This window comes from Tumebacillus lipolyticus (assembly GCF_042682745.1).
Lineage (GTDB): Bacteria > Bacillota > Bacilli > Tumebacillales > Tumebacillaceae > Tumebacillus_A > Tumebacillus_A lipolyticus.
The window spans coordinates 439,553-452,933 of record NZ_JBHUIO010000005.1 but is presented as its reverse complement, the minus strand read 5'-3'; the positions used below and the strand labels follow the sequence as shown (position 1 = coordinate 452,933).

Sequence of the window (13,381 nt, the reverse complement as noted above, 5' to 3'; positions counted from 1 at the left end):
TTGAAGATCAAATGGCACCGAATGCGAAGAACAAGATGGAGTCTGATATCAGCGAGGCGTACATCAAGCTGCAGCGAGAGATCTTAGGCCGGGGACCGCAAGAGACCAAGACCTATATCATTCGCGACATGGTGATCGTTCGGCTGAAAGGGGTGCTGACCCATGAGGAGAAGCATCTCGTCAAGTCGGATCGTGGCAAGCGGCTGGTCAAAGAGATGCGGCAGATTTTGCGGGAGAACTACAGCGAAGAGTCGGAAGCGATCATCTCCAGAATCACAGAATGTCAGGTGATCTCCAGCCATAGCGACATCTCCACGCGAATTGGAGAGCAGGTCGAGATGTACATTTTAGATTGCGATCTGGAAAAAAAGCTGAAATAGCAGATCTGGGCGGGCGTACGGACCCCGAGATCGACGAGGTAGCAGAAGTCTTTTTCACTACAGGGAGACAGAATGCAGGGGAACTGCTGAGCGGTTGCCAGGCGTTACGTAGACCGGTGCAGACTTTGACGAGCGAAACATGGTTCTGATCATTCGAACCTGTTTCAGGCGTTGAAGGGGCACCGGTCTTTTTGTTTCTTGCCGGAGAACCGGCGTGCGAGCCAGCGCGGTTCGGACGACCGGTTCTCCGCAAGCGGCAAGAACGGATGAAGCGACACAAGTCCAAGAACGGATGGAGGAGGAACGTGCATGCTCGATGCGCTGATGATCGGAAGCATAGTGACACTTACGCTGTTGATGTTGTGGTTGCTCCGCTTTGCAAGCAAGGTGAGCGAGGAAGGGAGTGAGGGAAGATGATGTGGTTGTTGGGCGGCATCGTGATTGCCCTGATCTGCTATCTGATCTTCGCCTTGGTACGGCCGGAAAAATTTTGATCGATATCAATAACCTTGATCAACATTTCGGAAAGATTGTGGAGGGATTCTTGTGACGATCGATTTGTTAGCTATCATTTTGACACTGCTCGCTGCACTGTTGCTGGCACGCCCGGTCGGCCGCTACGTTGCCAGCGCCTTCGATACGGAAAAGCGGAGCGGGATCGACAAGCTGTTTGCTCCGATCGAGCGCACCTTGTTTGCGATCGGCGGTGTGCGGATGGAGAACCAGACGTGGAAGCAGTATGCGGGTGCAGTCGTGCTGCTGAACACCGTGATGATCGTGCTGGTCTATCTGGTGTTTCGCTTCCAAGGGTCACTGCCGCTCAACCCCAGTCAGATCGGCAGCATGGAGCCGACGTTAGCTTTTAACACGGCGATCTCGTTCATGACCAACACCAACCTGCAACATTACAGCGGGGAGAGCGGCCTGTCTTATCTGTCCCAGCTGATCGGCATCATCTTCATGATGTTCACCGCGCCGGCGACCGCGCTCGCTGTGGTGATCGCCTGCATGCGCGGGCTTGCCGGAAAGCCGCTCGGCAACTTTTTCGTCGATCTGGTGCGCAGCATCGTCCGCATTCTCTTGCCGATCTCCATCGTGGCCGCGCTGCTCTTCCTCTTGCTCGGCGTTCCGCAGACATTGGAGCAGCCGGTGACCGCGCACACGCTCAGCGGTACTGAACAGCAGATCGCGCGCGGCCCGGTCGCCTCGCTGCTCTCGATCAAAGAGCTCGGCAACAACGGCGGCGGACACTTTGGGGCCAACTCGGCACACCCGTTTGAAAATCCGGGAGCGCTCAGCAACACGATCCAAATGCTATTGATGCTGCTGCTCCCCACCGCGCTTCCGTTCACCTATGGTCGGATGGTGGGCAACCCGAAACAGGGGCGGGTGCTGTTTGTCTCGATGGCGATGATCTTCGTGCTGTTTCTCGGCGTGTCACTGGCCAATGAGTATGCGGGCAACCCCGTTTTGAGCGGGCTTGGCCTGGCCCAAGATCATGGGAGCATGGAGGGCAAGGAGGTTCGCCTGGGGGTGGCGCAATCTGCGCTGTACTCGGTCGTCACCACCGCCTCGGAGACGGGCGGGGTCAACACGATGCACGATACGCTCACACCGCTCAGCGGGATGATCGCGCTGTCGAACATGTTGCTCAACACGGTGTTCGGCGGTGTGGGGGCGGGGATGCTCAACGTGCTGATGTATGCGATGATCGCCGTCTTTCTCTCCGGGCTGATGGTCGGGCGCACCCCCGAGTTTTTGGGCAAGAAGATCGAAGGCAGAGAGATGAAGCTGATCGCGCTCACCCTGTTGATCCATCCGCTGCTGATCCTCGGAGCCAGCGCGCTCGCCTTTTACACGCCGCTCGGTCAGGAGGCGATCTCCAACGGGGGCCACCACGGGATCACGCAGGTGCTCTACGAATACACCTCATCGGCGGCGAACAACGGATCAGGATTTGAAGGGCTTGCTGACAACACGCCGTTTTGGAACATCACGACCGGGATCGTCATGTATGTCGCGCGCTTCTTCTCGATGGTGACGCTCTTGGCGGTCGTCGGATCGCTTGCGACAAAGCGCCCCGTTCCGGAGACGGCCGGCACTTTCCGCACCGACAACGCGCTGTTCGGGGGCATTTGGCTGGGAACGACGTTTATCGTCGGCGCCTTGACGTTCTTCCCCGTGCTGGTGCTCGGGCCGATCGCCGAGTTTTTGACGCTGAGGTAACGGGGATATGTGGAGGAGGAGAGACATGATGAGCACAAAACGATCGATGATCACGAGCAACATCGCCCTTCAGGCGGCCAAAGAGTCGGTGATCAAGCTCGACCCGCGCGCGATGATCCGCAATCCGATCATGTTTGTGGTGGAAGTAGGCTTTTTGATCACCCTGTTGTTAAGCTTTGTTCCCGACGCGTTTGGAGGCGCGATGCCGCGCTGGTTTAATCTGACCGTCGCGCTGATTCTGCTGTTCACCCTACTGTTCGCCAACTTTGCGGAAGCGCTCGCCGAGGGGCGTGGCAAAGCGCAAGCAGACTCGCTCAAACAGACGAAAAAAGATGTGCCCGCCAGAAAGATCGCTGCGGACGGAAGCGCTCAGATGATCGCGGCGAATGAACTGCGCAGAGGGGACATCGTGCAGGTGCTCCAAGGCGAGCTGATCCCGGGCGACGGCGAGGTGATCGCAGGGCTTGCGACCGTCGATGAGTCGGCGATCACCGGCGAGTCCGCTCCGGTGATCAAAGAGGCGGGCGGCGACTTCGCTTCGGTGACCGGGGGCACTCGCGTCGTCTCCGATGAGATCACGGTGCGCATCGAAAGCGATCCTGGCGAATCGTTTCTCGACCGGATGATCGCGCTGGTCGAAGGGGCGCAGCGCCAGAAGACGCCAAACGAGATCGCGCTGAACACCGTGCTGATGAGCTTGACCCTCGTCTTCCTGATCGTCGTCGTCACGCTGCCGTTTTTTGCGAACTACTTGGGCATGACGCTGGAAATTCCGATGCTGATCGCGCTGCTCGTCTGCCTGATTCCGACGACGATCGGCGGTCTGCTCTCGGCGATCGGGATCGCCGGGATGGATCGCGTCACCCAGTTCAACGTGCTCGCCATGTCTGGCAAAGCGGTCGAAGCGGCGGGCGACATCAACACGATCATCCTCGACAAGACGGGCACGATCACCTTTGGCAATCGGATGGCGAGCGAGTTTCTGCCGGTCGGTTCCCATCGGCTGGCCGAGCTGGCCAACTGGGCGGCCATCTCCTCGCTGCACGATGAGACGCCGGAGGGAAGATCGGTGCTGGAGCTGATGAAGAGGCTGGAGCTGCCTGTGGAAGCGGCGTTGGCGGTGGACAGCGAGTGGATCGAGTTCAAAGCGCAGACGCGCATGAGCGGTGCCGATCTGGTGAACGGTCAAAAGGTTCGCAAAGGCGCGGTGGATGCGATCAAGCGATGGGTGCTTGAACAAGGGGGCATCCTCCCCGCCGATCTGGACGAGAAGAGCGATCAGATCGCCCTTGCTGGAGGAACGCCGCTGGCGGTGGCGGTCGATCGCGAGCTGTACGGTCTGATCTACCTCAAAGATACGGTGAAGCCGGGGATGCGCGAACGCTTTCAACAGCTGCGCGAGATGGGCATCAAGACGATCATGTGCACAGGCGACAACCCGCTGACGGCGGCGACGATCGCCCGCGAAGCTGGCGTCGATGATTACATCGCGGAAAGCAGACCGGAAGACAAGATCGCCGTCATTCGCCGCGAGCAGGCGGAGGGCAAACTGGTCGCGATGACGGGCGACGGGACGAACGATGCGCCAGCCCTGGCACAGGCAGATGTAGGGCTGGCGATGAGCTCGGGCACCATCGCCGCCAAAGAGGCGGCAAACATGATCGACCTCGATTCCAATCCGACCAAGATCATCGAGGTGGTCTCGATCGGCAAGCAGCTGTTGATGACGCGCGGTGCCCTGACCACCTTTTCGATCGCCAATGACATTGCTAAATATTTTGCGATCATCCCTGCGCTGTTTGTGCTCGCGATCCCACAGCTTGATGCGCTGAACATCATGCGCCTCAGCTCGCCGACATCGGCGATCCTTTCCGCTCTGCTGTTCAATGCGGTGATCATTCCGCTGTTGATTCCGCTGGCGATGCGAGGCGTCACCTACAAACCGCTCAGCTCGACCGCTCTGCTGCGCCGCAATCTGCTCCTCTTCGGTTTGGGCGGCGTGGTCGTGCCGTTCCTCGGCATCAAGCTGATCGACATGTTCGTCTCGATCTTTTTATAAGAAAAGGGTGAGAGTGATGAAAAAGAAGATGACACGCATCGGGAATATCGGCACGATCATCAGGCTCAGCTTGCTGTTGATGCTGGTCTGCGGTCTGCTCTATCCGCTGGCGCTGACAGGTGTCGCCCAAGTGGTGAGCCCGGAGCAGGCGAACGGCAGTCTGATCTATGATCAGCAAGGCGAAGTGATCGGCTCCGAGCTGATCGGTCAGAGCTTTGCCGATCCGAGCTTTTTTCAGAGTCGGGTGTCTTCGATCAACTACGATGGGGCAGGATCCGGTTCCAACAACTACGCGCCGTCCAACCCCGAGCTGAAAATGCGGGTGCAAGAATCGATCGCGGCGTGGCAAGCGACCAATCCGGATGTTCCGATCGCCGACCTGCCCAGCGATCTGCTCACCAACTCCGGCTCAGGCCTCGACCCGCACATCACGCCGGCAGCTGCCGAGGCGCAGATACCGCGCATCAGCAAGCGGACTGGCGTTCCCGAGATCGAGCTGCGTCAGTTGGTCGAGCAGCACACAGAAGGGCGCGAGCTTGGCCTGTTCGGTTCACCGCGCGTCAACGTGCTCAAGCTGAACCTCGACTTGCAGAAACGAATCTAAGACAGCTCCGTGCTCCGGTCGCTTTCGATCGGGGCATGTGGCGGCCATCAAAGGGGAGATGCGGTGTGAAGCAGGCGGAGCGAAAAACGCCAGAACAGTTGCTCGACGCGATCGAACGCCAATCGCGCGGCCATTTTAAAATCCTGATCGGCGCAGCACCGGGCGTGGGCAAGACATATGCGATGCTGCGCGAGGGCAATGAGCTGTTGCGAAAGGGAGCCGACGTGGTGATCGGCCTGATCGAAACGCATGGGCGCGTCGAGACGGAGCGGCAGATCGGAGAATTGCCGATCATCGAGCTGAGCGCGATCGAGTACAAAGGTAAGGTGCTCTACGAGCTGAACGTGGCAAAGATTCTCGAACGCCGACCGCAGACGGTGCTGATCGACGAGCTCGCACACACGAATGCGCCCAGCTCGAAGCATCGCAAGCGCTACGAGGATGTCTTGGAGATACTGGCGGCGGGCATCGATGTCATCTCGGCGATGAACATTCAGCACTTGGAGAGCTTGCACGACATGGTCGAACAGCTGACCGGTGTGAAAGTGGGCGAGCGCGTCCCCGATCGCATGCTGCACGTGGCAGACGAGGTGCAACTGATCGACACATCGCCAGAAAAGTTGCGCGAGCGGCTGCGAGCGGGGCTGATCTACAAGCAAGACAAGATCGAGCAATCGCTGAACCACTTCTTTCGCCTCGGCAATCTGAACGCACTGCGCGAAGTCGCTCTGCGCGAGGTGGCGGACGATGTGGATGATCGCTTGGAACATTACAAACAGGAGAACGGAATTGACGGCATGAAGGGGGCGAATGAAAAGATCCTCGTCTGTGTGAACTATCGCAAAAACGCGGAGCGCTTGATCAGGCGTGGCTGGCGCATCGCCAACCGGCTGAAATGTTCGCTCGATGTGCTCAACGTGCCGCTGGTACCGATTTCGGAGCTTGATGAGCAGAACCGAAAAAAGCTGAGCGGGTTGGAACAGCTCTGCGCTTCGCTAGGCGCCGATCTGCACATCCGCCCGATCGGCGGAAAGCGGCCGGCTGACGTGATCACCGACTTTGTCAGAGCGCACGGGATCACGCAGATCATCCTCGGCCAATCGGCGCGCTCTCGCTTTGAAGAGATCACCAAAGGATCGATCATCAACAAGATCATGAAGAACACGCGCTATGTGGATGTGCTGATCGTAGCGGACGGGGTGGAGGGAAGGGATTGATCTGCTGTCACCGTGCAGATCTGCTTGCGACCGATCAAAACGCCAATAGAAAAAGACCGCCTTGTGTCGGAAGGCGGTCTTTTCGTGCTCGGGGGACCTCTCTTATTATCAGATGGACTAAGAGTTGTCTGTATTTATTATATCACTTGGAAAATAACGCTTAAATAGTGAATAGGATTCATTTTTGGTCTAGTGCGAGAGTCATTTCAAAGTGAAAGATCGCGAAAGGTCGTACCGCTTAGCGAGGCTTATAGTTGGCGATCAGGATCAAAGCGGGTTCGTCCCCTTTGTTGATCACGCGGTGGGGAACGCAAGATTTCCAGCTGAACGAGTCGCCGGCGGTCAACTCCACCGCCTCATCTCCTTGGACCGCGGTCACTTTCCCTTGCAGGATCAGGTGGCACTCTTCGCCCTCATGCGAATGCAACGTCTCGCCAGACGCCGAACCTGGTGGCATTTCGACCAATTTCATCCGCAGTCCACCGTGCATCGTCAATTTTTCGATCTTTAGATTGTCCTTGCCGAACAGCGACACCTCTCGCTGCTCTTTGCGCACGACATGCATACGATCCTCTTTCTTGAGCAGAAAATAGGCCAACGGCACTTCTAAATAATCGGCAATGCTTTCTAACGTCGCGATCGACGGTGATGTTTTATTGTTCTCAATGTTGGAGACAAACCCTTTGGAAAGCCCCGTCCCTTCGCAAAGTTGGGGAATCGTCACGTTTTTGCGCTTGCGGATCTCTCGAATCATCGAGCCGATGTCCATACAATCCCTCCCGAACTGTAGAGTGACCTAGATTACATAGTATCAAAAATAGGATTGACGTTCCATCCCAATCGGTGATATCTTCGTAGTAGCGCAATAAGAAACAAAGTTTCACCACAGAAAACCAAGTGAACCAATAGAAATGGGAGGCTTCATTCTAAAATGAAACAACAAAAAGCGTTGGCAAGTACGATTTTGCGAGTTGTACTTGGCATCACCATGTTGGCGCACGGCATCATCAAGATGCAGAGTGGGCTTGACAACATTGGAGGTTGGTTTAGCTCGATCGGCATCCCGTCCTTCATGGCGTACATCATCGCGTACTTCGAAGTGATCGGAGGGGCCGCGCTGATCATCGGCCTGTTGACCCGCTATGTTTCGGCAGCCTTTGTGATCATGCTGCTCGTCGCTCTCTTCAAAGTGAAAGTGGCGATCGGTTTCACCGGCGATGGACAGGGAGCAGGCTGGGAGCTAGACTTGGCGCTGATCGCGATCGCAGCCTACCTGACGATCAGAGGATCGGAAGGCTGGTCGGTTGACTGCCTGTTCGGACGGGCGCGATCTGCGAAATCTACCAACTAAAGACAGCATGATTTTGTCGCTCTGATCGCACCCTATTGTTGGTGGGAGCACAGAGTCCAAAATCCTGTCCAACTATACTTTCAGCAGAGAGGATGAGAGGAATATGGTTACAGTATTGTACATCACAGCAAACCCGAAAACGGAGGATCAATCGTTCTCCCTGTCGGTTGGACGCGAGTTTTTGAACGAGTACAAATCGATCAACCCGAACGATCAGGTGATCGAGCTCGACCTCTTCAAGTCTGACATCCCGGAGATCGACGCAGACGTGCTCACCGGTTGGGGCAAGCTGCAACAAGGCGGCTCGTTTGACGACCTCACCGCTTCTGAAAAAGCGAAAGTGGTACGCTTGAACGAACTGGTCGAGCAGTTCGTAGCTGCTGACAAATATGTGTTTGTCACCCCGATGTGGAACTTGAGCTTCCCGCCAGTTCTGAAAGCGTACATCGATAGCATCTGCGTGGCAGGCAAGACGTTCCGCTACACCGAGCAAGGGCCGCAAGGTCTGATGGGCGGCAAACCGGCAATCCACATTCAAGCGCGCGGCGGCTTCTACTCCGAAGGCCCGGCAACAGAATTTGAGTTTGGCGACCGCTACCTGCGCGGCATCCTCGCGTTCGTCGGCATCACCGATGCGACCACGCTGCCGATCGAAGGTATGGCAGCAGTGCCGCACGAGGCGGATCGTATCAAGTCGGAAGCGATCGAACAGGCGAAAGAGTTGGCGAAAACGTTTGCTGGTCAAACGGTAAACGCTTAACAGAAGATGATCGAGCGGCATCAGGTGTGATTACCTGATGCCGCTTTTTTTGGATCACAGCTCTTTTTCGCGCAGCATCTCAAGCGTGCGCAGCAGCGTTTGATATTCGCTCTCGCTGAGCGTTTCAATGCGGTGCACCCATTGCATCACGTTGTGTTTCAAATGATTTTGCAACCGGTCATCCTCATAGGCTAGCTCCTCTTCCAGCGCTTCGAACACATCATCCTCGCGATTGCTAGGCGCTTCAAAAAAGGTCATCCAATGGTTGGCGAGATTGGCGGTGAACGTACCGATCAGGCCGATCCCAGAGATCATCAGGAAGGCGGCGATGATTCGCCCGCCCTCTGTGATCGGCGAAATGTCACCATACCCGACGGTCGTCGTCGTCACCACCGACCACCACAGCGCATCTCCCCAAGTCTGAAAGCTATCGTTATTCCCCTTTTCCAGCAGATAGACAGCTGTCGCACTCCAGAGCAGGATCACCGCCAAATAGGCGAAGATCTTGCGCATCTGATTCGAATTGAGCACGCTCCACAGCAGCGGGGACGCTTTGAGCAAACGCACGATGCGGATGATCCGCATGAACCGAGCGAGCGGGAAGAGCAGGTCGAACGGAATGATCGCGATGATATCAAACCAGTTTTCCCGCACAAACTTCTGCTTGTTTTTTGCAAGATACAATCGAAGCAAATATTCAAAGCCTAAAAACAGGATCAGTCCTAAATCCACTTTGCGGATCAGTTCTTCTGTCAGATGAGGATGGTCGGCTGGGTCGGCAAAAATCAAAATCGTGTAGGTGATCACAGCGAGCAGGATGATCATCTCGTAAAAGAAGCGCCAAAAAGACATAAAATCCCTCCTCATATATAGATAAGATAGCATGAACAAAAGGTAGAGATCATCCCTAGACGAAGAAAAATAAATCGTTTTTTACAGGATTATCGATGCGAGCCGCTTGAAATGCTCGTGGTCGGTCTATTTTTTGAAGAATTAATTGGAAAGTTCGACTGGAAGGTAGGTTGATTTGTCTTGTTTCTTCTTTCGTGTAGCACGTTTTCGTTAAACAGGAAAGCCACGAATCATGTCGAATAATGACGTATCCATAATTTTACCTCGCCTGAGAGGAGCTTATCATGAACTGGGTCTCTTTAACTTCTATCATGATCGGATTGATTGCTTTGGGGTGGACCCTTGTCATGTACAGGCGAATCCCCGATTGGCGAATTGCCTTGTTAGCACTTATCTCTGTTTTGCTTTTGACGTATCAGGTAGTTTCTATGAATGGGGCAGACAGCCTGGATGGGGAGCTGTTTTCGTTCCAGAGCGACTCCGACTGGCTGCTCGCAAGCGGGCTGATGCTGGTGATGGTGTTCGTCGTCGGCAGCATCACATCGGAACATCTCAGCACGCGGCGCCGATTGACCAAAGAGGAGCAAGCGTTCAAGTCGCTCTATGAGCACAACCCGAATGCGGTCTACACGCTCGATCTCCAAGGGCGATTGCTCGCCTCCAATCCAGCTTGTAAGAAAGTTCTCGGCTACGAGGAGTCAGACTTTGTGGAGGGCTCACCCTTGAGGGTGCTGCGCTCCGATGAGAGCGACAAGATCAAAGCGCATTTTTTTGCTGCGGTGAACGGCGTGCCACGAAATTATGAGACGACCCTCTATCACAAAGAGGGTCACCTGATCAACGTGCACCTGACCCATGTGCCGATCTTCGTGGAAGGCGAAGTGACCGGCATGTATATCATCGTCAAAGACATCACGGAGCGAAAACAGGCGGATCGAGAGCGCAATCGCTCCAACCGAAAATACCAGGGGCTGGTCGAATCGATCGATGCGATCGTCTGGGAGGGCGACCCGTACACGTTCCGCTATCAGTTCGTGTCGCCGCAGTCTGCTAAAATTTTGGGCTACCGTCCGGAGCAATTGATCGAATCAGAGTCGTTTTGGCGTTCGGTGATTCACCCGGACGACTGTGAGCGGCTGTTGACCTTTTGCAAGCAGGAGAACGCAGAGCTGCGCAACCATGAGATCGAGTATCGCGTGTTCGCCGCAGATGGGCGCACTGTGTGGATCAAAGACTACGTGACGGTGCTCGATGAGAACGGCACCGTCACCGGCTGTCGGGGGATCATGGTCGACATCACCGAACGCAAGCTGACCGAAGAGCGACTCCAGTACATCGCCTACTATGATGTGCTGACCAACCTGCCCAATCGCGCTCTGTTCGAAGAGCGGTTGCAAGAGGAGATGGAGAAAGCTCGTGCCAATTCGCAGATGCTGTCTGTGCTGTTTCTCGATGTCGACCGCTTCAAATCGATCAACGATACGCTCGGCCACTCGGTCGGCGATGAGCTGATCCGGGCGGTTGCCGAGCGATTGAAGGTCTGCATGCGGGAAGAGGACACGATCTGTCGCATCGGCGGGGACGCGTTCGCTCTGATTTTGCCCGATCTGAATTCGCCGCAGGGTGCGATCCAGATGGCGAGAACGCTGTTGCAGACGCTGGCAGCCCCCTTTGTGCTGATGTCAAACGAGCTGTTTGTCACCTGCAGCATCGGCATCTCCTTCTTCCCCGACGATGGGGGCGATCTGTTCACGCTGCTGAAAAATGCGGAGACGGCGATGTATCGCACGAAAGAGCGGGGGAGAAACAACTTCCAGCTCTACACGACCTCGATGAACGAAGACTCGATGCAGAAGCTTTCCTTAGAAGGATTTTTGCGCAAAGCGTTAGGGTTGCAAGAGTTTGTCCTGTTCTACCAGCCGCAGGTGAACGTGAGCAGCGGAGAGATCATCGGGGTGGAGGCGCTGCTGCGCTGGAAGCATCCTGTTCTCGGCATGGTGTCGCCCGCCTCGTTCATTCCGCTGGCCGAGGAGACCGGACTGATCGTCCCGATCGGCGAGTGGGTGTTGCGAACCGCTTGCGAACAGATCAAAATCTGGCACGAAGCGGGCTATCCCGACCTGATCGTCGCGGTCAACCTGTCGGCGCGTCAGTTCCTCCAAGAAGATCTGGTCGAAATGGTCCAGCGCGTGCTGGAGGAGACGGGCGTCGATGCGGAATTCCTCGAACTTGAGATCACCGAAAGCGTGACCATGCACAATGTTGAGCGGGCGATCGTCGTGCTCAACGAATTGCGCAACTTAGGCATTCGCATCTCGCTCGATGACTTTGGGACAGGCTATTCGTCGTTGAGCTATCTCAAACATTTCCCGATCCACACGCTGAAGATCGATCAGTCTTTCGTCCGCGACATCACCACCGATGCGGACGATGCGGCGATCGCAAGCTCGGTCATCGCACTCGCCCTGAGCCTCAACCTGCACGTGATCGCCGAAGGGGTGGAGACGGAAGATCATCTGCGCTACCTGGCGGAGCGCGGGTGTTATGATATGCAAGGCTACCATTTCAGCCGCCCGCTGCCCGCCCAGGATGTCGAGCAACTGTTCGTCCGAGGGAAATTGTTTAAAACGGAAGTTGTACCCCCGTTATCCGATGAAGATAGTCGTAAAAAATAGTGGGAGGTCACCACGAGTGACGATAAAAAGGAGACAGCATCCACCGCGGATGACTGTCTCCTCTTTCGTTAGGAGAGTTTCAATTTTTGGTCAGCATGCCTTTGCTGTGCGACATGAAGTGCGGCTGAAGAGAAGAAGCGATCTTCTCGCTGGACGCGGTGATGCGGGCGTGATCTTTCGTCCAGCTGTCATGAATCTGGGTCAGCATCTCCATCACCCCAGGGTGTACCCACTTTTGTCGCAATGTAGTGCTCGTTGAGCAGTACGGCTACTTCTTCATCTTCAAACGATTCCCGTTCCATGACATGGCACCAGTGGCGAGTAGACGAATACTCCATTATATTAGCCCGAAGGCTAAGAATAGCCGATACTCAAAAATACTGTCTTGCCTTCACGTTTTGCTTTATTGAACGCCGTTTACTGGAAACGGACAGAATAAAAACAACCAGCGTATGTTTCGTTGAGTGCTTATGCGAGACTCGAACCTGTAACAATCGACTATCTTTTAAAAAGATAGGTGTTTTCTTTTATAGCTTCTCACCTCTCGTCCAAACGATTTCTTATGATCTTGTATATATTGGATAGTGAGTTGAGACAAGTAGAGGCAATGAGAATATTTTTCGCAATAGTTTCGCAAAGAAAGGAGGCATTGCTGAGAGAAACTTTCGCTGGATTCTTGTTTATTCGTATAAGTTGTTTGTTCAGTCAATCGGATGATTGGAATTATTTAAGATACCATTCAGATTGGTGGTGCGAAATAAATTGAAAGCTAAAAAATCGAAGACGAGCAGTAAACAGATGAAAGCAAAGAAGAAAAACCAAAAGCACTATAAGGTCGATGCACAACAAGTACAGATGCGTTTTTTTCAACAGGCTACTCCAATGGGACCAGTTGCACCAAATGCACCAATGTTTCAAGGTCCTACTGCTGAAGCCCCACTTGGTACCGTCAGGAACATCAACCCTTTTGCTTTTACTCCATTTGCAGCTGTTAATCCATTTCAATTTGCTCCTGGAGTGATCGGTCCTTTCGGATTACCGGTTGGTCGGATTCAGCCCACTCCTATATCACCACAAGAATTTCAACGTCGCCAAGAACCTGTATCCGTTCCTGGAGCATTAGGATTACCACCTGAAGTGCAGAGACGTATAATGGGACTAGAGGCACTGAGATTTTTTGGTGGTTTTTGAACCATTTTTTGTAGAGTAGTTTGTCCAAATGCAAAGGGAATTTACTAAAGTGTGGGAAAGGCTCCG

At 54.7% G+C, this 13,381-nt stretch carries 13 protein-coding genes and 1 pseudogene; 10 read left to right on the top strand and 4 right to left on the bottom strand.

Annotated elements, in window-relative coordinates; translation table 11 throughout:
• The first annotated feature begins 11 nt into the window (after positions 1-11).
• The 6 genes from ACFSOY_RS07510 to ACFSOY_RS07485 all read left to right on the top strand — a co-directional run bounded on the left by ACFSOY_RS07510 (position 12) and on the right by ACFSOY_RS07485 (position 6,486).
• The gene (locus ACFSOY_RS07510; RefSeq protein WP_386045299.1) at positions 12-380 is read left to right on the top strand and encodes a Na-translocating system protein MpsC family protein; all 369 of its coding nucleotides are present in this window, start codon (positions 12-14) and stop codon (positions 378-380) included.
• 413 nt (positions 381-793) lie between these two features.
• Positions 794-874 (top strand): potassium-transporting ATPase subunit F, encoded by an 81-nt coding sequence (locus ACFSOY_RS07505; RefSeq protein WP_386046773.1) that lies wholly within the window; start codon positions 794-796, stop codon positions 872-874.
• Positions 875-932: 58 nt separating this feature from the next.
• Positions 933-2,606, top strand: a complete 1,674-nt coding sequence (gene kdpA, locus ACFSOY_RS07500; protein ID WP_386046771.1) for a potassium-transporting ATPase subunit KdpA — start codon at positions 933-935, stop codon at positions 2,604-2,606.
• 25 nt (positions 2,607-2,631) lie between these two features.
• Positions 2,632-4,665, top strand: a complete 2,034-nt coding sequence (gene kdpB, locus ACFSOY_RS07495) for a potassium-transporting ATPase subunit KdpB (RefSeq protein WP_386045297.1) — start codon at positions 2,632-2,634, stop codon at positions 4,663-4,665.
• Between the two features lie 16 nt (positions 4,666-4,681).
• A complete protein-coding gene (kdpC, locus tag ACFSOY_RS07490; protein ID WP_386045295.1) occupies positions 4,682-5,269 on the top strand; it encodes a potassium-transporting ATPase subunit KdpC in 588 nt (195 codons plus the stop codon).
• A gap of 65 nt (positions 5,270-5,334) precedes the next feature.
• Complete coding sequence (locus ACFSOY_RS07485) at positions 5,335-6,486, top strand: universal stress protein (RefSeq protein WP_386045294.1); 1,152 nt, start codon at positions 5,335-5,337, stop codon at positions 6,484-6,486.
• A gap of 238 nt (positions 6,487-6,724) precedes the next feature.
• Here ACFSOY_RS07485 and ACFSOY_RS07480 read toward each other — a convergent pair whose 3' ends face one another.
• The gene (locus tag ACFSOY_RS07480) at positions 6,725-7,255 is read right to left on the bottom strand and encodes a helix-turn-helix domain-containing protein (RefSeq protein ID WP_386045292.1); all 531 of its coding nucleotides are present in this window, start codon (positions 7,253-7,255) and stop codon (positions 6,725-6,727) included.
• A gap of 162 nt (positions 7,256-7,417) precedes the next feature.
• Between ACFSOY_RS07480 and ACFSOY_RS07475 the strand changes: the two genes are divergently transcribed.
• Together ACFSOY_RS07475 and ACFSOY_RS07470 are read left to right on the top strand one after the other, a co-directional pair.
• Positions 7,418-7,837, top strand: coding sequence for a DoxX family protein (locus ACFSOY_RS07475; protein WP_386045290.1), 420 nt, complete (start codon positions 7,418-7,420; stop codon positions 7,835-7,837).
• Between the two features lie 103 nt (positions 7,838-7,940).
• Positions 7,941-8,597, top strand: coding sequence for an FMN-dependent NADH-azoreductase (locus ACFSOY_RS07470; protein WP_386045288.1), 657 nt, complete (start codon positions 7,941-7,943; stop codon positions 8,595-8,597).
• A 54-nt stretch (positions 8,598-8,651) separates the two neighbouring features.
• Here ACFSOY_RS07470 and ACFSOY_RS07465 read toward each other — a convergent pair whose 3' ends face one another.
• On the bottom strand, positions 8,652-9,449 hold the full coding sequence (locus ACFSOY_RS07465; protein WP_386045287.1) for an ion transporter: 798 nt from the start codon (positions 9,447-9,449) through the stop codon (positions 8,652-8,654).
• A 428-nt stretch (positions 9,450-9,877) separates the two neighbouring features.
• On the opposite strand from ACFSOY_RS07465, the gene ACFSOY_RS07460 reads away from it, so the two are divergent.
• Complete coding sequence (locus ACFSOY_RS07460; RefSeq protein ID WP_386045285.1) at positions 9,878-12,124, top strand: EAL domain-containing protein; 2,247 nt, start codon at positions 9,878-9,880, stop codon at positions 12,122-12,124.
• Between the two features lie 79 nt (positions 12,125-12,203).
• Here ACFSOY_RS07460 and ACFSOY_RS07455 read toward each other — a convergent pair whose 3' ends face one another.
• Together ACFSOY_RS07455 and ACFSOY_RS07450 are read right to left on the bottom strand one after the other, a co-directional pair.
• A complete protein-coding gene (locus tag ACFSOY_RS07455; RefSeq protein WP_386045283.1) occupies positions 12,204-12,332 on the bottom strand; it encodes a hypothetical protein in 129 nt (42 codons plus the stop codon).
• A gap of 22 nt (positions 12,333-12,354) precedes the next feature.
• Positions 12,355-12,538, bottom strand: a pseudogene (locus ACFSOY_RS07450) (DUF255 domain-containing protein); the annotation flags it as partial.
• Between the two features lie 384 nt (positions 12,539-12,922).
• Here ACFSOY_RS07450 and ACFSOY_RS07445 point away from each other — a divergent pair.
• Positions 12,923-13,315: a hypothetical protein gene (locus ACFSOY_RS07445; RefSeq protein ID WP_386045280.1), complete on the top strand. Its 393-nt coding sequence runs from the start codon at positions 12,923-12,925 to the stop codon at positions 13,313-13,315.
• Positions 13,316-13,381: the final 66 nt, after the last annotated feature.